We start from the raw sequence: 21,741 nt of genomic DNA, 5'->3' as shown, positions 1-21,741 counted from the left end.
GCTCTCAAAGACGTTAAAAAAGGTGCTCAATGAGCACCTTTTTTAACGTCTGTTATTTATTCGCTGATTTTTCTGCTCGTTGCCTGCGAAGCTCTTTCGGATCGGCAATGAGAGGACGATAAATCTCCACCCGATCGCCATCATGCACGGTATCGCTCAGTTTTGCCGGACGGCTGTAAATGCCGACTTTGTTTTTAGTTAAATCGATATCGGTACGCAATTCCAGCAAGCCACTGGTGCGAATAGCTTCTTCAACCGTCGCGCCCTCCTGCAGCGTCACGCGCTGCAGGTACTGCTTCTCAGGTAGAGCATAAGCCACCTCAACGGCAATTTTACCTGGCACTGTAAACCTCTTTCGCACGAACCGTAAAAGCCTGGACCATATTAGCCGCCAGCTCTTTAAACACGCGGCCAAAGGCGAGTTCAATCAACTTATTGGTAAACTCAAAGTCGAGATGAAACTCGATACGACACGCCTCCTGGCTCAGCGGCGTAAACTTCCATCCACCGATCAATTTCTTGAACGGCCCATCCACCAGATTCATAAGAATACTTTGGTTACTGGTCAACTGGTTGCGGGTAGTAAACGTTTTGCTGATCCCAGCCTTAGAGACATCTACCGCCGCGGTCATCTGCCCAGGAGTGGACTCCAGAATCCGACTTCCGGTACAACCCGGCAAAAACTGAGGATAAGACTGAACGTCATTCACTAACTGATACATTTGCTCCGCGCTGTAGGGTACCAGTGCGGTCCGGCTAATCTGAGGCATAACAATTTCCATCAACAAAAATCCAACAAATAATATCATTTATCCTGCTGTAAAAAAAACGCTATCCCGGCGCTGGGTAACATCGGGTTCATGCTAAGATAGAGCCTTGTCCCCCGCAGGATTGATATGGGGTGTTTTCGATTTCAGATTACCGATGATTCACAACGCTTATGACGAAGAAAAAAGCACATAAACCTGGTTCAGCGACCATCGCGCTTAACAAGCGCGCCCGTCACGAATACTTTATCGAAGAAGAGTTCGAAGCGGGACTTGCCCTGCAAGGCTGGGAGGTTAAATCCCTGCGCGCAGGAAAAGCCAATATCAGCGACAGCTACGTCCTTCTACGTGATGGAGAAGCATTTCTGTTTGGCGCTAACATCACGCCAATGGCTGTGGCATCCACGCATGTGGTGTGCGATCCTACCCGTACCCGCAAGTTACTTCTCAACCAGCGCGAACTGGACTCATTGTACGGTCGCGTCAATCGAGAAGGCTATACCGTAGTGGCGCTCTCCCTGTACTGGAAAAATGCCTGGTGCAAAGTGAAAATCGGCGTCGCTAAAGGTAAGAAACAGCACGATAAACGTTCAGACATCAAAGAACGCGAATGGCAGGTGGATAAAGCGCGTATCATGAAAAACGCCCACCGTTAAATCTGCACTCCAATTATTGACCGGTTCCTCACCGCGCCACCCTCTCCGGCGGCGCGAATGAACATCTTATTGGCTATCACATCCGACCCAAATGTTGCCATCCCATTGCTTAATCGAATAAAAATCAGGCTACACGGGTGCTAAATCTTTAACGATAACGCCATTGAGGCTGGTCATGGCACTCATGAATCTGGTATACTTACCGTTACACATTGGGGCTGATTCTGGATTCGACGGGATTTGCGAAACCCAAGGTGCATGCCGAGGGGCGGTTGGCCTCGTAAAAAGCCGCAAAAAATAGTCGCAAACGACGAAAACTACGCTTTAGCAGCTTAATAACCTGCTTAGAGCCCTCTCTCCCTAGCCTCCGCTCTTAGGACGGGGATCAAGAGAGGTCAAACCCAAAAGAGATCGCGTGGAAGCCCTGCCTGGGGTTGAAGCGTTAAAACTTAATCAGGCTAGTTTGTTAGTGGCGTGTCCGTCCGCAGCTGGCAAGCGAATGTAAAGACTGACTAAGCATGTAGTACCGAGGATGTAGGAATTTCGGACGCGGGTTCAACTCCCGCCAGCTCCACCAAATATTGATACACTAACGTTCAGTGAAGTTCACTAAGCCCGCACAGCACAAGCTCTGCGGGCTTTTTTACGTTCACTATAGTTCAGGGAGAATTGCTGAGAACCACAACTTATGGCACCCTTTTTGGGACCCAACGGAAAGGGTCCAAAACTTGAGGGTCCCAAATGGCAAAGCTCGCAAAAAAACTTACTGATACTGAAATCAAAAATACCAAACCCGGCGATAAGGAAATCAACCTCTTTGATGGAGATGGATTACTGCTACGCATAGCGCCAGACACAAAAGGAGGGAAGAAAAACTGGTATTTCAGGTATTCAGTGCCAGTGACCAAAAAACGCACAAAAATGAGTCTTGGAACCTACCCTCACCTTACCTTGGCTAAGGCACGAACTTTGCGGGATGAGTATCTCTCCCTACTTGCCAACGGTATCGATCCTCAAGTCCATAACAACGAAAAAGCCAATGCACTAAAAGATGCGACTGAAAACACGCTACAGGCTGTTGCAAGAAAGTGGTTGGATGAAAAGATTAAGACTTCCGGTATATCCCAAGATCATGCAGAAGACATCTGGCGTAGCCTTGAACGGAACATCTTTCCCACTCTGGGTGATGTCCCTATCAAAGAGATCCGCCCCAAAATGCTCAAGCAGCATCTCGACCCAATTGAACAACGGGGTGTGCTTGAAACTCTACGTCGCATCATTTCCCGCCTGAATGAAATTTTTCGCTATGCTGCCACAGAAGAACTCATTGAGTTCAACCCAGCCGACAACCTTGGTCAACGTTTCAGTAAGCCCAAAAAACAAAATATGCCAGCATTACCACCAAGCGAAATCCCCCGGTTTATGATTGCACTGGCAAACGCATCCATCCGTCTGGAAACCCGTATGCTGATTGAATGGCAACTGCTGACATGGGTTCGCCCCGGTGAGGCTGTTCGTGCTCGTTGGGCTGACATCGATACAGAGAATAAAATCTGGAACATCCCACCAGAGTTTATGAAGATGAAACGGCCTCATAAAGTGCCATTAAGCAAAGAGGCACTTCGCATTCTGGAAAACATGCAGCCTATCAGCGGTCATCGTGAATGGGTATTTCCCAGCATAAAAACACCATTGGCCCACATGCATGAGCAGACAGCCAACGCCGCATTGATTCGTATGGGGTTGGGTGGTGAACTGGTAGCTCATGGTATGCGTTCTATTGCCAGAACAGCCGCCGAAGAGAGTGGCAAATTCAGAACAGAAGTTCTTGAAGCAGCATTGGCCCATACCAAAAGCACTGAAATCATAGCAGCCTACAATCGAGCTGAATATTTAGGGGAGCGAGAAGTGCTTATGCAATGGTGGGGAGATTACGTTAAGGCGCAAAAGTATAGGGCTATGGCTGCTTGATAACAAGAGAATGCATAAATGGGCTATGACACCACACAGGACATCTCTGGTCATGGTTTCCGCACACTGGCATGTAGTGCTCTGATTAAATCAGGGCTATGGTCTGAAGATGCGGTGGAACTCCAGATGATCCACAAGGAAAGCAACAGTGTTCGTGCTGCCTATACCCATAAGGCCAAGCATCTTGAGCAGCGAAGGTTAATGCTACAGTGGTGGGCAGATTTTCTTGATGCTAACCGGGATGGGATGGTCAGGCAGTTTGAATTTGCTCAATAAGTAAGATTAAACTTTTACACAACTTTGATTAAGATTCCTGTAAACCGTAAATAGCAAGTTTCCCGATTATTTCGTTACTAACAGAATAGTAACGTTATTTATGAGTTTTACATGAAGAAAAACTTCACATTTTGCAAGGTGTTAGATGATTTTTAGTCCACTTTATAATATCCTTTAGCTAAGGAGAATGCGTATTTCATACATAAAGCCAATGTTAAATATGTATTAATAGATTTACGCTATGATTTGATTAACAGGGGCAACAAAAAATGTCAGAAAGCGTCAACTCAGGAGTTGAGGGAGGCTCAGGATATACATTCCAACGTTGTTGTGTTGTATACCTTCTTTTTGATGATTACGAAAAACTAAACTCTCCATTGCTAGATTATTTTATATGTGTTGAACACCATGAAGATTTTCTTTTTGCCTTTGTTGATGAAAATGGTGACATTAGTCGCATTGATACTTATCAAGCTAAAAAATCAAGAGATGACTGGAAAACGGATCAAAAATTTTGTGAGATCATCGGAAAAATATCGCTTGTTGGAAATGAACTTATCAACGATAAACACCCCAAATCTGATGATTACAAACACACTCTATCTTTCTTGACAAATCGAAATATTATACTTCAGGGTAAGAAAGAAAAAGGTAAAAAATGCAAAGTAGAAAAAATACAAGTAACAAACATCTCTAAAAATTATTCTGATCTACATGATGAAATCAAAGAAAACATTCAATCAAAACTAATAGATGGAGAAATTGCAGATTTTAAGCAACTCTCTAATGTAAAATTTAGTTTCATTGACCTTCCTCAAACTTATAAAGGGTGGAGAAGAACGCTAACAGGTTTATCTACTGAGGTTCTAGGTTGTAAGGTTAGTGATCATGACGCTGTAATAACAACTCTAATGGCTTTATTGCAAGATGTTGAGTTAACATATAATAATGCTGGATATGCTTTACTTACAGATAGGTCAAAGCGTTTGACCAAACAAAAAATTGATGCAACATTCAGTATGTTCCAAGAAAGTAAAAAAGCTTTCAACTTTTGGCGTTCTCATGCAGATAAATTGGCGAAAGGATTATCAATTAAGCTCCCTATAAAAAGAAGAGCGCAAGAATTATTAGATAACTGTTTCGATTTTTTTAAAGATTTTCAACAAGTAGAATACAAAAAGATTTATAAATTTGTATCAGAAAACACACAAATAGATTATAAACATACAGATGAAGCAGATTGTATTACTGAATTATATCAAACTTATATTAACACATATAATTCAAGGTTAGAAAAACACATGATTGCATTTGCGATAATAGCTGCATATGTTGAGACAAGAGGAATGTATGTCTAAATTAATTCTGAAAAGCATTTTAGCATACTCTATGAATAATAAAGGTTTTTTTTGCACTGATTTTGGTGACTCAGTCAATATTATTCACGGGAGGAACACATCAGGGAAAAGTACATTAATGCAATCAATTTTGTACACAATGGGTGTTAATGATTCCAAAGAAAATTTGCACGACATTCTTACAGAAAGAGTACTCTTTCGTCTTGAGTGTGAAATAATAAAAGTAAAATCATCTCATACGGTTGTATTTGTTCGATTTGATGATACTCTCGTCGTTCGCATTGATGATAGAGTCCCCCTACGGTTTGATGGCATTAATGGAAATAACTCATATGAATATGCAAGATACAAAAAATTATTTAACCACTTATTTGACTTTAATCTAACATTACAGAACCAAACTAAGTTTACTGATGCACCGATAGAAGCTGCATTCTTGCCATTCTATATATCTCAATCTGTTGGTTGGGTTTATCTAAGAGAATCAATAGGTGATTATAGATTTTATAAAGACTTCAAATATGACTACCTTGATTACTACGCAGGCATAAAAGATCGTACGGACAGATTGCAAAAATATATGTTGCAAAAAGAAAAACAACAAATTGAATATGAAAGAGAGCAATTAATTCAATACAAAACAAAAGATAGCTCTCTTAAAATCTCTGAGATATTAGAGTCTCGATTCAAAGGGGAAGCAATTGATTACTTAAAAAAATACAACATATTAGCAGAAAATCTGATTACGGAAGAAGCTAATTATGAAAAACTATGCAATAAACTCAGTATGTTACGTGGGCGTCAAAAAGTACTTTTACAAACTATTCGAAATTTAAAACTTCAAAAACCCAGCGTTGACACATGTCCTGTATGCGAACAAACGCTACCCGGCGATCTTAGACAATTATATATCTATACTCAAGATATTAACGATGCGTTACGAGAAAAAGAACGTATAACTGAAGAAATTAAAAATGTTTCGTCATCATTAAATTCTGTTGAAAGAAAGATCAAACACGATAGTGAAAAAATAAAGCTTGAGTATGAGGTGTTAAAAGAATCGAGAATCGAAAATATTGACTTTGACCATTGGGTTAATCACCGTGCAAATATCACCATTTTAAATGATATTAAAATTAAAGAAGCTAATTATGTCGAAAAAATATCAAACCTTAACACCCAAATTGACAACCTACTCACAGATTCACAAATTAACTCTCTCCGAAACAACATTGACAAGGAATTTTTAACTATTTTCAGCGAAAAAGCAAAAGCTTTGAAGATAATAATACCTAATAATCCAAGGTATCAAAATCTTTATTCCATTACATCCTTCCCCTTCCAAGGGGTTGAATTACATAAAATAATCATGGCTTATCATTTTTCCTTTATTAAATTAATCAATAAAAGAAAAACAATCCATAAATTTCCATTTTTGTTAGATGCTATATTCAAAGAAGATATAGATATTGGAAATAGAGATCTTATTTTTAAGTTCTTAGGAAATGAATCTGGTAATAATGAGCAAATGCTATTTACCGTAGCAGAATATAAAAAAAACGAAATTAATGACAATCCACTTTTTGATATCAATGAAATAAATAAGAAATATTTCGCAGGAAAAGCGAAACAAATTTGTATCGGTAATGCAAAATCAGTGAGATCATTTCTATTAAATAAAGAGATAAACAATAGCGAGAAAATTCTATTGGATGACGCCTTCTCTTTATTACAAACCTCATAATAGCTGAAAGGGCCTATCGGCCCTTCTTACCTGTAATTTATGAAATCATCCATAGCGAGATTACCGACATGCATATAACCTTCTGAAATTACTATAACAATGTGTATTCCTACCACCACTACAACGCTCCTCATTATATTCTGCAATAAGGGTTCCAGATATATAACCAAACTGAGGACTATACGTTGATCCCGGACAGGCACATGTTCCAGTATCACTATTCGGTATAACGCATTTATAACCAGAGATTTGATCTGTTATCGTTATAAAAATACCTTTCAGGCCATCACCACTTGCTGTCTGCCATTTACCGTTAACACACGATAACACTCGACCTGTACTGTCTCGTCCCACCAAACCATTAGGCGTACATTTCGCATTCAACGTTGCCTGACCATTCAGGTGGAGATATTCACCTGCTTTGATTCTGCCTGTTGATTCAATTGTTCCGTTGGATTTTATCGTCCCGGCGGTAAGATTACCTGACGCATAAATATTACCCGCATTGTTCATGTAAGCTTTAACTGTTTTACCGGTTCCAACACCAACAGTCCCCGACGCATACAAATCATAGGTGCGAACACCGCCAGCCCAGCCAGCGGGCAGATCGTTTGGATTAAGTCCGTTCGTCGCAATACGGCTACCAAACTTCGCCAGACCTGTTGTTGATAGCGTATTAAGATAGGTATCAAATTTTACTTTCAGGTTGTTGTTGATATTTACAGGACCATTAAGGGTCGAGGTTCCACCCACACTCAGATCTGACGCAACAGACGCATTACCCGTTGTCTTAAGTGCTCCGGTTGTTGTTGTCCCTGATGCTGTCATATCTTTGATGTTTTTGATGCTCTTCCCACCAAGATTCAGATCACCCGTCATTGGCAACGTTCCATCACGACGCAGATAAACAGAATACATTGAAGAGTTATACCCCACGCGGTAAGCCAGCAATCCACCACCCGTGATATTGCTGTAGCTATTAGAGTTCTCACTCCACTGACCACCATAGCCGGAAGCTATCTTGGTGTTTCTGCTCATACCACCATCAACACCTGCCGCCTGAACCGCTTTACCTAATAGATCATAACGAATACGACCACCTTCTTCCCACGGGCTAGCGGTTGTTATAAGACCATTAATAACGTAATCAGGCGCTGTTCCTGAACGCTTTAACACAATCTTGTAAGATGCTTTTTGCGCGTTAGTTCCTGTATAGCCGACAGGCAACAGACCTTCATTAATTAACGTCTGGTAAGTGATTTCACAACCAGCAGCCGAACATGTTCTTGGCCCCGGATCGCTACTTTGATTGTTGGATGATGACAGTGTGGAAATCTTGTCATAGCGAATACTGATATAGCGGTTAACAGCTTCGCCAAGCTGTTTAATCTGTGTTCCAACATTATCAGCCAATACCGCTTCCTGATTGTTTCTCATATCCTGAAACTTCATAAAAGCGATAAGTGTTCCAATGCCTAACACAATACTGACTTCCAGTAAGGTAAATCCTTTATTCTTTATCATAATTATCTCCCTGTTTTAGCAATAAGAAAGAAAAGGGCCTGCGCCCTCTTCATTAGATAGACGTGAAAACTAATGTATTACTTGTGGCGTTATTACAGGCCGCTGCCGTAGCTGCCACATCAAGTGTTCCTCTTGCGGCTTTAACAACCTTGGTTCCAACCGTGGTAATGTAGAAATTACCTGCTGCCGCTGTCGCAATCTTCACACATTCCGCTGCTGGCACATTATCGTATGTGATAGTGAAAGAAGAGCCAGCCGCTGATGATGGTCCTGTAGCTGTAGCAGCCAGCGTCACATTACCTTTAAAGGCATTGATGGGTTTAGCAGCCGTTCCTGACCCACTTAACATATTGTCAGGGAAGATTTTTGCCTGAACAGCCACAGTATTTGTCAGGCCAGTAAAACTTGAAGCCGATGTGTATAACGCTTTAACACCTGCCTGTATGGTGGCAATGTTATTGGATTCGGCCTGTGCTCTTTGTGAAGCCTGAACCTTGGGATAAACGATAAAAGCCGCTACCACTAATGCAGCAATGATGCCTAAAACAAGTAATAGCTCGAGTAGTGAGAAACCTTTCTTGCCTTTTCTTTTGTTATTTAATAAAACCATTATCATCTCCTTTTTTGTTTTAATGATAACTCCTGTTATAACGCTTCTCTCATATCTGGCAATAGAAATAGAAAGATATATTTAATTCTATCTGACAGACGGATGAATTAAAAAAGGCAAAGATTTCTCTTTGCCTTCCGGGAGATTTAAAAACAACATTTGTTATCACTACTACTGTTATTATTACTTCCTCATGGGATATTTATCATATCTGATAAAAAAGTAATAATAACGTTCACTACATAAAGATAAAAATTAACAGATTACTGGTCGAACAGAACGCATGATTGAAAAGGAAAAAATATTAATAAAGGATGATCCTGCGTTCTGTTCTTTTATATAGATAACAGATAATAATCAGATATCAATACCTGAATCAAAATAAATTTAAATATTATTATTTTTGTCTTCCCTCCATTTGCGCGAGAAACTTACTGCCTGCTTTTATATATGTTATTTTTTCAATATCATTCAGGTCAGATGCTGAAAGCAAAATCCCCATAACAAGCTCTTTATCCACCTGTTCGACACTACAATTCATAGCCTTAGCCACTTCCGCACCAAGTATAATCTTGAGTCTTGTTTCAACTTTCTTTCGCTCTGATTTTTCCAGAGACTTAAGACGATTAAGTTCAAGCTGAGCAAAAGCAACCTTTTGCTTTAATGTTTTTTCTGTTCTTGGTCTTTTACTTTCATTATCCATACTACCTCCTTCTATTATTATATCTTATTTTAATTATCACAAAGATAAATAACGTCAAATTTAGTCTGTTTTGTCAGAGAGAATGATTCTGATACATTTCTTTATAAATATGTGCAACGCATATGATAGTATTCACTAACCAAAAACATCTGGCACTCTCCGCGTTACTTATTTTTGCGCATTTGTGCTTTTATTTTCACCTGTCAATTTTAAACTCTATTTTCCAATCTCAACCTGTGAATTGTGCAACACATAACACTCTCTGTTTTATTGGTTTTTTTCCATCAAATTTAGCTATCCCGCCTTACGGCGGGAATAATTAATATTTCTTTTGCCCTTACGGGCCTTTTCTTTACTCTTTTTGTTCTGTGGACGTGAAACCTACACCTTTAATCCAGTTTGCGCCGCTTATTCCGGCGTATTATTTTACAACCATACATATATTTCGTATTAATTAATAAGAGGGGCATTTTACATTGGCTTATTTTCTTAAAGACAATGCCCACCTATACACTGCTACGCAGTGTGTGGGGTCTACCGACGGTTGCTGCCGCAGGCTAAAAGTAAAACCAAGGTCAACGTCAACCCCGAAGTTTTTCTTACGAAAAACTAACAGCATTACTTTTATTTGAGGTTATATTTTTAATGGCGATTTTTCATCTGGATTTTAAAATTGTGAAACGAAGCGAAGGCATGACTTCTGTTGCGAAAGCTGCCTACCATGCCCGTACACGTATTAAAGATGATCGCATTGGCGAGACATTTGATTTCAGCCACAGAACAGATCTTCATGGTCATATTATATTAGCCCCTGTTTCCGCACCTGCTCATATTGTTGAAAGCTCGTCAGCACTCTGGAATGAAGTTGAAAGAGTGGAACGCCAGAACAATGGTCAAACAGCCCGTTATTTTGATGTCGCTATTCCCGTAGAACTCAGCAATGATGACAAGAAAAAATTAGTTGCCGAATACTGCCAGAAGAACTTTGCTGATAAAGGAATGATTGCTGATATCGCATTCCACGATTTAGATGGTAAGAATCCCCATGCTCACGTCATGTTAACCCTGAAAACTATCGGTCCCGAAGGCTTCGGTAAAAAAGACAGAAGCTGGAATGATAAGAAGATGGTTGTTCAGTGGCGTGAGTCATGGGCCACGATGTCAAACAGCTACCTTGAGACTGCAGGCAGTGAAGAACGTATCGATCACCGTTCTCTCAGAACTCAATGTGCTGATGCCCTTGCTCAGGCAGAAGAAGCATTCAGCGCTGAAGAAAAAGCGTTCTGGCTTGCCAAAGCAACGGAAACTAACCGCCCGGCAATGCAACGTGTTCATCGTGCTAAATGGAATGACAAAGAGTCTCAGGAACAGCGATCTGTTGAACAAGCTCAACGCGATCATCAAATTGAAGAGGCCAAGAAGGTCTACACCACATTCAGTGAGCTACCACTGGAGATCGTTGTTGATGTCAGAAGCTTTGAGATAACAATTCTTCCTGACCCCGAAGAGATTGTTCTTCCAGACGACCCGGTAACAGTAGAACAACAGCCGATTGTGGCAACAGCAACTACAAGCAGAAGACCAGCAGCAAAATCATACCGTAATCCTAATAAGGTCAGTAAAGTAAGTATTTCAGGGAAGAAATCTCCCGTTCTGATTGTTCCTGAACCAACTGCATCCACTAAACTGGAAACCCCTTCTTCTCGAAACACCAGAGCGATAAACCGTGCTCCGATGAGAAGTAGGAAACAGACTAAGCCACGACAAAATGGTTTGTTTAAGCGTTTCACACTGCTTGTGGTGGGCTTCTTCAAAGAGAGATTTGTATGGGCCAGAAGGAAACCCGATACCATTGATGCTGACCATGATAAGCGTATCGCAGAGAACTATGTCTATGATGAAGTGCTGGGTGTCAATGTTCCACGCTCGGAGTTTGAAAAACGTACCAAATTTAACAATGGTGACTATAAATTAACACCTGATGAAATCAAACGTTTACCAAGCCGTCCTAATCAGGAACAGCCGGAAGTTAATAGAAGCATAAATCTCACACCTTCAATGCCACCAGAACACATGAGGCAAGGAAGCGCGCCAAAACTGAGTCCACCGAGCCATAAGAAACACTAAATTTAGAACATACTTTTTAATGACCTATGTATCGTATATATTAAATGCTCGGCACATCATGTAGTTAGGGAGCTGATCTTGCCAACCATTATCGAAATAAAAGAAGAAGCAGTTAAGCTTCGTAGATTAATTGAAAGTTGTGATAAAAAGAACACCAGTCTTGTTATAGACTGTTTTCCTGTTATGAGTTGTAAGCTTACCTCAATGCTTCTTTCTTACCATTTTCTGACCCTATGGCCTGAATGTGAGCTAAAAGGAGTTAGCGCAACTACCGGAAAAAATAGTCAAATAACCCATTACTGGCTTGAGATAGATAATATTGTAGTTGATATAACGGGGGATCAATATAACATTATCAATGATAAGGAACTAAACAATAAGATTATAAAAAATAGGCCATATCCTGCCATTCATGTCGCATATAAAGAAAGTAGTTATCTTTATAACTTATTCAAAATTCGAGGGAAAGAACCACTGGCGTGTGGATTTCCAACATTTAATGAAGATTTTATTGAAGAAATGGAACTTGGATATAATCAACTATTCAACAGAAAAAAAATGCAATAATAGTTAAAATATTATACCTTACTGGTATGAATCATTATACTTAGGAGTTAATCATGACAATGGAAATACTTACAGCAATTCTTGTTATCATTACAGGAATTTATGCATTTTTGACATACAAGATGTCGAGAATAAGCGAACGAACAGCTCAGATAATGAATGAGCAAACCGAGGCAATGTCTCGTCCTTATATAATAATCCAGCCAATGGTAAGACCTCACTCGCAATTCCTATACCTGAAAATTTATAATAGCGGTAAGACACCAGCCCTGAATGTAAAATTAGAATTAGATAAGGATTTTTATCAGTTCGATGAGCCAACTAAAAACCTAAAAGAAACAAGTATTTTTACATCGACTATTGATAGCTTAGCGCCCAATCAAGAGTTATTCTTCGCCCTTGGTCAAGGTTGGGTTATTTTTGGAGAATCGAAAAATCCGTTACCACAACAATTTACAATAACCGCAACGTACAGTTATATGAATAAAGAAGTTGTTGAAAAAAACAATATAGACTTAAGCCCTTTCATGCAAAGTGAAGGCGAGAAAAATCCCATTGTTGAAGAACTTGAAAGAATAAGAAAAATTCAAGAGAAATTGATGAAAGTATCTAACAAATCGATACAATAAAATATCATTCACTACATTAAATGAAATACAATTCATGCCCCTTCTGTCACTTTCCACAGCGTAGCAGGGGCATTTAACGATCCAGCATCCTTTTAGTTAGCTCTCCAGCCATTACTGGTTTTAACGAGATTTATTGCACCATCAGCAGGTTCATTCATTCCTTTGACGTTGGCGAACGCTTTTTTGTCAATCCAGCCCGGAACGTCAACCAGCTTCCACGTATAAGACACGCGAACGACTTTCTGATTACCGTTGCCCGGCTCAGTCCATTCCTTAATATCGTCAACAGCACGACGACCAACACAGGCACCGTCTGTTGTGCTCCAGACTTTGGCTTTTTTGCCTTCCTCTGTTATCCCTAATACATTCGAATCATAACCCTGCTCAAAAACCATCAGGCCCTGCTCAATAAAACCATCGAGGATCACTGAATTCGTCCCTGTGCCAGTCGAATCAAGTAGTGGCTTGGCAAGACGGATAGGGAAGCTGGTGTTATTGTTATCCAGCGAGAAGCAGTATTTGTCTTGCCCAATCTTGGCATTAATCGCTTTCTCAAACTCACCTTTCTCACCACATCCCGCCAGTGCCAGAGCTGCGCCAGCAACGAGTAAAATCTTCTTCATCTGCTTATCCATCCTGATAATCAAAGTGCCTAAATTTTTGACCTAATCCGGTCAGGGCTAGAGTTGTTGCGGGATCCGGCTGATATCACATGGCAAAACCACCGCTTAACCAATTGATAGGATTCAATTCTTTTAGCGTCTCGTCATATCGTTTAAAACGATCAAAAACGACCGCACGATAGCTTACAACTATCATAAATAGATATTCGATCGATAATAACAATTAAGCACCGATCGATATCGCGCTTTCAATCGTTATTATCTATCAATAACAAATTATCGATCTTTTATATCGATCATAATTTCAAGTTCTGATAGCCTTGCAACGCCGAGACCGACGCCATGAGTTTGGTGCTGTAGCACGTATAAAACGAAGCAAAGCTCTGTGAGCGGGTTCAGTCTCTTTAACTCATTTACATGGAGGAAGTAAGAGTGGAAGCAACAGGTATCGTATTTTTAGTGGTGCTCTTCGTCATTATCATGACCGCAGCAGATATACAGAAGAAAAAGCACTACAACAGCTTTACGGAAGTTCTGGACGGCGACATTCTTTCTTATGAATGCCAGCAGACAGGTATTGTAATTGATACTCAAAAACATACTGTCCGTATTTTCAATAAAGATAAAGACAGCACATATACTTTTGATGAAATCCGGGAAATAAATTACACGCTTTCAGAGGGTGGTAAGTTTTACGGCAATGGAACATTACGAGGTATGAATAATGCGGCTATTGCTAACTGGAGAGAACAACTTTCAGCGAATAAACGGTCTGGCCTCAATATTTTAACCGATGATATTAAAAATCCCATGTGGAAAGTTAATGTTCCCCTAAAAAATAAAAGCACTTCAAATCACGAACTTTGCGAGCGATGGATGCTGGTATTCAAAAAGTATGTTTTCTGAGTCTCATCTATCATCTATTTATGGAACTAAAATGAAAAAATTGTTATTTGCTATTTTTATCATATTACCACTTAGTGGCTGTACCGTTCATGGTAATAAATCCCTAACTGATGAAAATCATCAGACGGTTAAAGTTAAAATCGTCAATGGAAAAACAACCCAACAAGAAATTCTTGCTGCCTTTGGAGAGCCTCAGACACGCGCTACGAATGATGGACAGGAGATGTGGAACTACTCAAGTATGACGGGAGAAAGCCAGCTATCTAACTACATACCGGGCCTTGCTCTGTTGACCAATAGCAGCACAGCACATATTAAATCACTGGATATCTGGTTTAAGGGTGATGTTGTGGAACGTTATGATTTTCGTCATACTGCAAGTAAGACTTCACGCGGCTTGATGGATTAACCAACATTAATTATTGGAAACAATAATGCTGAGATTACTTCATACAGCATTATTGTTTATTTAAAATCCACCAAATGAATTTACAGATAGGTAAGATTCTCCTGTTTGTGAAGAATGGCGTCTTATCCGTGTAATTATTTCATCAAATCTCATTCCACCACTCAAGAATAAATATAAATGGCTATAATCTAATAATAATAAAGGGGTTCGACTACCCGATGATTCAGTTATGGCAACAGAGGAATAACCTGATACAGAAATCATTACAGCCATCGTGTTATCAGCCATTTTACTCACTTTAGCTTTTAATGAGTCGATGTCGATGGCGTCAGCCTGTGTTTTCTGAAATTTTAATTCAACAAGGTACGTAGTGCCTTCAATAGTTATGGCTCCATCTACTTGCCTACCATTAGTTTTATATGGTTTTTTACAGACAATTTCACAGTAGTCTACAAGTTTAAAAAACCACTTTTCAAATGCGTAGCCACCATTTTGAGTTCCTATTTCATTATGCAAACACTCAAATTCATTCTTTAATTTCATCAAATCCGTCTCAGAGCGTTTTATTTCAGTTCTCTCTTTTTCTGCTCGTGCTCTGAACTCTTGTTTTTCTTTTTCAGTCTGATGTTCTTCATTTTGTTTTGTTATATAGTTTTTTAAATCTTTTATGGCATCAGTTGCAGATTGAATCATTTGTAGAGAATCTTCCCAGCCTTTTAAATCAGGAAAAGAAGTCTGTTCAGAAAGATTAACTGCCATATGGCAGATAACATTTTTTCCTTTTGCACTACTTTGTAATTTAGGGAACAAACGATCTAAAAAATTTCTTTTTGATTCATCTTCTCTCCAAGTTGAAATGAAGCTTTCAGAAATATGCGACGATAACAAAAATTTTTTGAGTGCGGGTTTACGCCAAAAGGATCTTAAAAGCGCTTCGTAGACAAGTGTAATTAATACTGGTGTTGCGTTAATGTTCAATTCAATGTCCTTACTGGTTGACTACGCGCTCATAAAACACTTGCTACGTTGGTGTTAAAGTTGGGAATTTTACCATAGTCGACATAGGGTTGATCAGGAGATAACACAAAAAAGTGAGCAAACATACACCATATCCTTTCACCACAATGCTAACTGTTGCCTGTACCTATTCATGTAAGATTTTCCCGCCAATACATAGCTCCGCAGGCTCAGCTATTCTGATACTACCAATACGTATGGGCAGCTCGCTATCTTGCTGGCACAACTTCTTAATGTATTGCCACTCCGCTTTTTCAGACTCCATGTGAGCAGCGAGCGAATCAAAAGCACCGTCGGCTACGACGATGGTAGGTTCTTCATCTGTTTCATTATTATCCGATTCTGTTTCAGGCACCTCGGTCAGTTCGTCTTCCAGTCCAGCCACACTCGCTTTCAGCGCATCAAGACTACTGGCGGCGTCTCTTGGCGCATAGAAGAACAGCCCGCTAATGTAGATGGCTTCCATAACCTCTCTCAATGAAAACGAGGTATCGCCATAAACGAAGCAACTGTGCTTGGAACTCTTCACACCCGATACGTTTTTCTTCAGCAAACCGTCTTTCGGTGAAGTCATCAATGTCTGTTTGCTATAGAGGATTACAGGCAGATTCTTTATCTCGTGAACATCACCACTGATGCTCCAGCGTTCTTTATCACCTTTAATGTAGCCAGAAGCCTCACAGCCACTTTCAATTTCAAATTCATCGGTCAGAACGCGTTCCCGGTTTAAATAGTCAGAAAAATCCTCTCCATCCTGCATCTCCTGACGTTTATAAGCGCGGTAAACCATGCTACGACGATCAATCCCAATCCATTCAATATCCCATGTCGTTGGCCCGGACGGTTTTCTTACCTCATCTATATAAGCACCAACATCTCTGTCCAGATAAGCCGCTAACAAAGCCTTCCACGGTTCTATTGCCAGAAAGATACTTGCCAGCGTTGTTCCTTCTTCAATCAGAACGGTATGGTGGAAGAAACGGAGAAGAAAGAACGGATCGGTATCGGCTATGACGTTCTGGATGGATAGCAATGGAACGGCAGCGGTTTCATCGTAATCGGACTGAAACCGTAGTATTGCATCGGAACAAAAAATTAACTTACCTTCCATCGCTCATCCTCCTCCTGAAGTTATCAGATTAAATATTTTACCAGATCATAGTTTGTTGTCGCATTTTACTTTTTACTGCTTCATATTCATTGATGTGATCCTTAAAAGTGCTTATTGCTTTTGGCAATGACCTGTTAAGTAAACCATTAATCTCCTGTGATGATTTCCCGTTTCTGACGACCACGATATATCCAAGAGTCAGATCTTGTCTTATCATTGGATTCAATGGTTCTATACCTATGCTAATCCCCGTGTTTTTGTATTTAGCAACCGGATACCCAACTGAACTATGGATAACAATACTACCGTTATCTGCAAGCCTTGATAACATTCTGTCGCTGTATATCGCTTTTCTTAAATCCTCTAGAACAGGGATATAGTGTTTATCCATGTTTCCTGTTAAAGCTGTAGGCAAGTAGATTTTTGTTTTTATTTTTCGCATGATATTTTTCCTGTTATTCTTTTATTTAATACCATGCAACTGACCGTAATATCAAAAATATTTATTATGTTCAATATAACTTTTAAAACATCTGCGATTTTATAGTTTCTTCACTCATCTGCGTGAGTTCTGAAACCAAGCGAATATAAATACTCTTTAACCTTTCTTTATTACAACGATTTACAGACTCTGATAACAGATAATGACTATAATTATTGACACAAATGTTGTTGCCGTTTTCAAGAGTTAATTTCAATCCAAGTTCTGTATCTTCTACTTTGTTTACAATACAGATCATAAATGGTGTTTTTTCATGGGGATAGAAGAGCGTAATCATTTTGATATTGTTCATTGTGTTTTCCCTTTTTTATTTATTACTGCTTAATACTCTATCGTAAGCGTAAAAATCAAATATATCTGTGTTTTCTTCATGCTTTTACTTATTATTTTTAAACTTCTTTTTGAAAAGATATTTATCTCTATGCTTACGCACGGCTACGCCCTAAAACTGACATTTTGTATTTTATTTTACTACTATGAGGTAATAAGCGAATGTATTCGAACATAGTTAGATCTATTTTCCTTTTAACTTTTAATTCAGATCCTATGTTTAAACATAGCATTCCCCATCTGACATATAGCATTTGCTCTTAAACGTATAGGAAAACTATATCTTTAGTAGCAGCATTTCGTGATTGTTGCCGACAATCACTTTGCTGGACAGGGCTTGCCCCTGTTAATGATGGATTTATCCAAAAAAAGATCGCGTCGAAGACGCATATAAAGTAAAAGAAAAATTAATTAAGCTCTCACAATAAAAGCAGCGATTCGTGATTGTTCCACACAATCACTTCGCTGTAATAACATAGTCGGAAAAATAAAACAGATAACACCACTGGTGCCATTTTGATAAGGCACCAATAAACTAAAAAGAAGAACTATTTTCAATATTACATTCTTTAAAATGTCATCCAAAGCTTCGCTATTTGAATAATGAAGAAGAAAACTGCTCTCAAGCCAGCTATAGCTTAAAACAAAGTACGCACTCTCGGGAGTTAAAGTCCCGAATCCCGGTACTTAAGTTGATAACTATTCTCAAATAAAAATAATAAAGTGTTATTTGTATATATTCTGTAGCACTACAAGTTTTATACGTAAAAACATCAAGTGTTAGTTATTTTAAAAAATATAAATTTTAAGTATTGACTTGCACACAAAATATAGTATTTACTTAAATGTATAACTAAAAAAATAAAGGAGTAAATATCATGATAGAAAATAAAATACAAACGGAAGTAAAGAAATCAAGAAGAGGTCTACCTCGCCATGTAAAAAACCCATTCCTTAATGATACAAATATACATACAAAAACAGGTATCAGACGTATCACAACAGGAAAAGATCGCTTAGCCGTAGTAAATGAAAATACAGGAGAACAGGTTGGACATGGTGGTTTCTTTCAGTCAATGGAAGTAGACAAGACACAGTTCGTGAAACTTTATGTGGATGGCGTATCAGCTATTGAGGGTTTATCCTCATCAGGTAAGAAAGTATTTAAGATACTGTATCTTGCTATTAGAGACAATAAAGATACAGATACGATATTAATGTCATTCGATATTGTTGATCAAGAGATTGTAAAAATATCAAGAACGACATATTTCAAAGGGATGAAAGAACTTGCTGACAAGAAATTTATTGCTGAGACCATGATACAAAACTATTATTTTATTAATCCAGACTATATGTTTAATGGTGATCGTTTGACTTTCATGAAAACTTATTACTTGAAGGAAAAAAAGAAACCAGTGAATAATAAAAATTAATTACCAGCGGGAAACAGGTTAAAAAAATCACCGTAATAAACTACGATTGCATTAAAGGTATTTTCTTGCCAAGAGAGCTAAAGAGCTAATTTGACACTAACACCATATCTCGTAATATAAATATATCAACCATTTTATTTACGAGGTATTTCTTATGAGAAAAGTAAAAACAGACAACAGTGATTTAATCGAATGTGTAAATACAGTCAAAGAACTATAAAATCATATTTCGATAGAAGAATAAAGAAATGAATATCGCAAACTGCGTTCCGATGATATTCCATTAGTTAAGGCTCAGAAATTTAAATCTGCACATACCGAACTTCGCAGACTTGAAAAGAAGAGAGAATCTCTTATTGAATACTTTATTGACGAGTTAAATCCCATCAGCAGTTCAAAAGCTAATACATCAGCGAGACCAACTGGTAATCTCGATTTATTTAACGAACGCGTATTATACCGTAAGGCCATTTCAGAAAAGAGCGATGAAGAAATAGTAGCCTTGGTCATAAAACAACGTACTGAAGCCGCTGTTGCGTTCCAGCGTTCAATTGAACAGAGTCTTGAGCAACTATCGACCATAGCCTCAACCATTGAACAGCAGCAAAACAAAGCTCGCCGCAGAATAGCACCTTAATCATCCGATTATCAGCCCCAAGAAGGGGCCGATAGACGTCAGAACATATCAACATATTGATTCCGCCAGAACAGTGTAATGCATTTTAGCTAATGCCTGCTTAACCCCTTTAAAATCCACCTCAGACAGTTTTTCAGCAGCGTTCTTTTTCCATGCTTTTTTCAGAAGATGCTTCTCAGCATTTCTCATCGCCAGATCGATTAGCCTACAGACAAACTCATGATCCATTACATGCGTTATAATCATATTGCTGGTCGTTTTATCCTTTGAGTTAAAAAGCTCCGCGTAGATATGCAAGGACACAACATAAAAGATTTCAGTAGATTTATTTTTAAATGTATTCATTTTTATTTCCTATTTAGTTTAATATTGGAATAGCAAAATATTTGTATAAGTATTAGCGGTATACACATTTATAGACAATCCAAAGCTGACGAAGGTGTTGCTTTACCTTACTGTGGCTTACTTCTCCATAAATCCGATTCCTTTTACCTTCTTCTGTGTCATCATAAAAATGATATCTCGTTTTTTTAATGATACTTTCCATAATGTCATTCATATTGTATTTATTGTTGAGAAAATAATAAAAATCATCTGGTGCATTCCTCCGCAATCCGTCTATATAGTTCCTGAAATAACATTCGGCTTGTTCAATAAACTGTTTTGTCGTAATAAGTTCTATCTTCATACTCTTCTCCATTATTGTTTAGGGTAATAAGATTCCCTGAGCGAACAGATATCTGTTCGACACGAGATCCTATTTCTGTTTTTATGCTGCGTTCTGGCGTGAGTTTCGAATAATAGCTTCAATCCATTCATCAATCTCACTTTCAATAAATGCTATTGTTCTTGCACCAGTCTTTATAGGTTCAGGGAATTCACCCCGCTTGATAAGGTGATAAATCCATGTTTTGCCATAGCCAGTTCTGTTGATAACTTCAGGTAAACGAATAAATCTTCTTACTGCCATATATTTCTCCATTGTTGTTTTGATGGAGTTATTATTCGAATATCGCGTATGACAATCAACACCTGCTTTGCCGGAATTATTTCGTTATTGAGCATTTTTTACACAGATGGCGAAGAGCAGCGTGGATGAGGTGACAGGACGAGGCTTTAAGGACTTTAGCAAAAAGTGCTATAAGTTTGGCTGTTTTAACCTATTTTAAAATATTCATATTTATTAGGGCATTACGAGTAATCAGTTTAAATTCTGCACTAATCATGTTTGAAGGACAGCATTTTCTAAGACGTGAGGTCGAGCTTTACCCTCTTTAGCTCAACCTTTCGCCCTGATTGATACGGTAGTGGTGGCAATACCAATCTTCATCTCGTTTATAGCAAACAGAGAGGGTTTTGTTGTGATGACTTTGAATTCAACTCCCTGATGGTAGCTGAACTGATGGTTGTGCTATCTTGCCCATCATATGGTTGATAAGAAATGCGGCAATACCAGATAGTTTAGATTTAATGGTTCCTTTTTAGCACCCTAAATTATTATTAAATCAAATAACCATTTATTTATCATGTTATTACATAACTAATTACAGAGACGCCAGCAATCATGATTGGACGGTACAAGGACAACACCAACAAAAACAGGAAGTTAGAAGTCTCAGCAAGACACCGACCAGACGGTGAGGAGACATAAAAGGATACGCAAAGGAGCCGCGGCTCCTGGTGATATGAAAGCCCACAGATGTGGGCTTTTTCGTTGATGGTCAGAACGACCAGTTCACACCAGCCACCGCGTTCCACGGGGATTCCACACCGGCACCATGGCTATACCCCACCCCGAGATGCCCGCTTAACGAACTGCTGAATGAGGCTTTAATACC

At 38.9% G+C, this 21,741-nt stretch carries 24 protein-coding genes, 1 other RNA gene and 2 pseudogenes; 13 read left to right on the top strand and 14 right to left on the bottom strand.

All coding sequences use genetic code 11. The annotated features are described in order from the left end of the window. Positions 1-52: 52 nt before the first annotated feature. On the bottom strand, positions 53-343 hold the full coding sequence (locus BGE37_RS23015) for an RnfH family protein (protein WP_001117842.1): 291 nt from the start codon (positions 341-343) through the stop codon (positions 53-55). Then, positions 333-770 carry a type II toxin-antitoxin system toxin RatA gene (ratA, locus tag BGE37_RS23010; RefSeq protein ID WP_001300750.1) on the bottom strand — a complete coding sequence of 146 codons (438 nt, stop codon included), beginning with the start codon at positions 768-770 and terminating at the stop codon, positions 333-335. The genes BGE37_RS23015 and ratA overlap by 11 nt, the downstream gene beginning before the upstream one ends. 170 nt (positions 771-940) lie before the next feature. Between ratA and smpB the strand changes: the two genes are divergently transcribed. From smpB to BGE37_RS22980, 6 genes and pseudogenes are all read left to right on the top strand, one after another. Continuing rightward, on the top strand, positions 941-1,423 hold the full coding sequence (gene smpB / locus BGE37_RS23005) for an SsrA-binding protein SmpB (protein WP_000162574.1): 483 nt from the start codon (positions 941-943) through the stop codon (positions 1,421-1,423). A 214-nt stretch (positions 1,424-1,637) separates the two neighbouring features. Next, positions 1,638-2,000, top strand: a transfer-messenger RNA (tmRNA) gene (gene ssrA, locus BGE37_RS23000). 164 nt (positions 2,001-2,164) lie between these two features. Then, entirely contained in the window at positions 2,165-3,394 is a 1,230-nt protein-coding gene (locus BGE37_RS22995) for an integrase domain-containing protein (RefSeq protein WP_105288495.1), read from the top strand. A gap of 18 nt (positions 3,395-3,412) precedes the next feature. Beyond that, positions 3,413-3,670: pseudogene (locus BGE37_RS22990) on the top strand (tyrosine-type recombinase/integrase); the annotation flags it as partial. 269 nt (positions 3,671-3,939) lie between these two features. Then, positions 3,940-5,028 (top strand): hypothetical protein, encoded by a 1,089-nt coding sequence (locus BGE37_RS22985; RefSeq protein WP_105288494.1) that lies wholly within the window; start codon positions 3,940-3,942, stop codon positions 5,026-5,028. Beyond that, a complete protein-coding gene (locus BGE37_RS22980) occupies positions 5,021-6,772 on the top strand; it encodes a hypothetical protein (RefSeq protein ID WP_105288493.1) in 1,752 nt (583 codons plus the stop codon). The genes BGE37_RS22985 and BGE37_RS22980 overlap by 8 nt, the downstream gene beginning before the upstream one ends. Positions 6,773-6,832: 60 nt before the next feature. Here the strand turns inward: BGE37_RS22980 and pilV are convergent, their stop codons facing one another. The 3 genes from pilV to BGE37_RS22965 form a co-directional block, all read right to left on the bottom strand. Then, the gene (gene pilV / locus BGE37_RS22975; protein ID WP_105288492.1) at positions 6,833-8,296 is read right to left on the bottom strand and encodes a shufflon system plasmid conjugative transfer pilus tip adhesin PilV; all 1,464 of its coding nucleotides are present in this window, start codon (positions 8,294-8,296) and stop codon (positions 6,833-6,835) included. Between the two features lie 52 nt (positions 8,297-8,348). After that, on the bottom strand, positions 8,349-8,906 hold the full coding sequence (gene bfpA / locus BGE37_RS22970; protein ID WP_105288491.1) for a type IV pilus major subunit protein BfpA: 558 nt from the start codon (positions 8,904-8,906) through the stop codon (positions 8,349-8,351). Between the two features lie 397 nt (positions 8,907-9,303). Next, positions 9,304-9,609, bottom strand: a complete 306-nt coding sequence (locus tag BGE37_RS22965) for a conjugal transfer protein TraD (RefSeq protein WP_105288490.1) — start codon at positions 9,607-9,609, stop codon at positions 9,304-9,306. A 645-nt stretch (positions 9,610-10,254) separates the two neighbouring features. Here BGE37_RS22965 and mobQ point away from each other — a divergent pair. The 3 genes from mobQ (at position 10,255) to BGE37_RS22950 (ending at position 12,932) form a co-directional block, all read left to right on the top strand. Next, complete coding sequence (gene mobQ / locus BGE37_RS22960; protein ID WP_105288489.1) at positions 10,255-11,736, top strand: MobQ family relaxase; 1,482 nt, start codon at positions 10,255-10,257, stop codon at positions 11,734-11,736. 78 nt (positions 11,737-11,814) lie between these two features. After that, complete coding sequence (locus BGE37_RS22955; protein WP_105288488.1) at positions 11,815-12,303, top strand: hypothetical protein; 489 nt, start codon at positions 11,815-11,817, stop codon at positions 12,301-12,303. 53 nt (positions 12,304-12,356) lie between these two features. Continuing rightward, positions 12,357-12,932 (top strand): hypothetical protein, encoded by a 576-nt coding sequence (locus tag BGE37_RS22950; protein ID WP_105288487.1) that lies wholly within the window; start codon positions 12,357-12,359, stop codon positions 12,930-12,932. Between the two features lie 92 nt (positions 12,933-13,024). On the opposite strand, the gene BGE37_RS22945 is transcribed toward BGE37_RS22950, so the two are convergent. Further along, positions 13,025-13,555, bottom strand: a complete 531-nt coding sequence (locus BGE37_RS22945; protein WP_105288486.1) for a lipoprotein — start codon at positions 13,553-13,555, stop codon at positions 13,025-13,027. Between the two features lie 432 nt (positions 13,556-13,987). Between BGE37_RS22945 and BGE37_RS22940 the strand changes: the two genes are divergently transcribed. Both BGE37_RS22940 and BGE37_RS22935 read left to right on the top strand, forming a co-directional pair. Continuing rightward, positions 13,988-14,461 carry a DUF4755 domain-containing protein gene (locus BGE37_RS22940; protein ID WP_000388421.1) on the top strand — a complete coding sequence of 158 codons (474 nt, stop codon included), beginning with the start codon at positions 13,988-13,990 and terminating at the stop codon, positions 14,459-14,461. A gap of 31 nt (positions 14,462-14,492) precedes the next feature. Next, positions 14,493-14,870: a membrane lipoprotein lipid attachment site-containing protein gene (locus BGE37_RS22935; RefSeq protein ID WP_105288485.1), complete on the top strand. Its 378-nt coding sequence runs from the start codon at positions 14,493-14,495 to the stop codon at positions 14,868-14,870. A 60-nt stretch (positions 14,871-14,930) separates the two neighbouring features. Here the strand turns inward: BGE37_RS22935 and BGE37_RS22930 are convergent, their stop codons facing one another. The 4 genes from BGE37_RS22930 to BGE37_RS22915 all read right to left on the bottom strand — a co-directional run bounded on the left by BGE37_RS22930 (position 14,931) and on the right by BGE37_RS22915 (position 17,792). After that, positions 14,931-15,848 carry a hypothetical protein gene (locus tag BGE37_RS22930; RefSeq protein WP_198598474.1) on the bottom strand — a complete coding sequence of 306 codons (918 nt, stop codon included), beginning with the start codon at positions 15,846-15,848 and terminating at the stop codon, positions 14,931-14,933. A 166-nt stretch (positions 15,849-16,014) separates the two neighbouring features. After that, on the bottom strand, positions 16,015-16,998 hold the full coding sequence (locus BGE37_RS22925; protein ID WP_105288483.1) for a hypothetical protein: 984 nt from the start codon (positions 16,996-16,998) through the stop codon (positions 16,015-16,017). A 37-nt stretch (positions 16,999-17,035) separates the two neighbouring features. Next, complete coding sequence (locus tag BGE37_RS22920; RefSeq protein ID WP_105288482.1) at positions 17,036-17,440, bottom strand: hypothetical protein; 405 nt, start codon at positions 17,438-17,440, stop codon at positions 17,036-17,038. A gap of 82 nt (positions 17,441-17,522) precedes the next feature. Beyond that, positions 17,523-17,792, bottom strand: coding sequence for a hypothetical protein (locus BGE37_RS22915; protein ID WP_105288481.1), 270 nt, complete (start codon positions 17,790-17,792; stop codon positions 17,523-17,525). A 916-nt stretch (positions 17,793-18,708) separates the two neighbouring features. Here BGE37_RS22915 and BGE37_RS22910 point away from each other — a divergent pair. After that, positions 18,709-19,266, top strand: a complete 558-nt coding sequence (locus tag BGE37_RS22910) for a replication/maintenance protein RepL (RefSeq protein WP_105288480.1) — start codon at positions 18,709-18,711, stop codon at positions 19,264-19,266. Between the two features lie 154 nt (positions 19,267-19,420). Then, positions 19,421-19,903: pseudogene (locus tag BGE37_RS22905) on the top strand (DUF4756 family protein). A 48-nt stretch (positions 19,904-19,951) separates the two neighbouring features. Here BGE37_RS22905 and BGE37_RS22900 read toward each other — a convergent pair. The 4 genes from BGE37_RS22900 to BGE37_RS26060 all read right to left on the bottom strand — a co-directional run. Continuing rightward, complete coding sequence (locus tag BGE37_RS22900; protein WP_105288479.1) at positions 19,952-20,248, bottom strand: hypothetical protein; 297 nt, start codon at positions 20,246-20,248, stop codon at positions 19,952-19,954. Between the two features lie 52 nt (positions 20,249-20,300). Continuing rightward, complete coding sequence (locus tag BGE37_RS22895) at positions 20,301-20,591, bottom strand: hypothetical protein (protein ID WP_105288478.1); 291 nt, start codon at positions 20,589-20,591, stop codon at positions 20,301-20,303. 81 nt (positions 20,592-20,672) lie between these two features. Further along, entirely contained in the window at positions 20,673-20,873 is a 201-nt protein-coding gene (locus BGE37_RS22890; RefSeq protein WP_094882064.1) for a helix-turn-helix transcriptional regulator, read from the bottom strand. Between the two features lie 751 nt (positions 20,874-21,624). Further along, positions 21,625-21,741: autotransporter outer membrane beta-barrel domain-containing protein (locus BGE37_RS26060; RefSeq protein WP_123057350.1), on the bottom strand; the 117-nt coding region annotated here is incomplete at its 5' end.

This window comes from Escherichia sp. MOD1-EC6300, from assembly GCF_002965045.1.
GTDB lineage: Bacteria > Pseudomonadota > Gammaproteobacteria > Enterobacterales > Enterobacteriaceae > Escherichia > Escherichia coli_F.
Note: the sequence above shows the minus strand (reverse complement) of the source record. Positions and strands in the feature narration are given on the sequence as shown.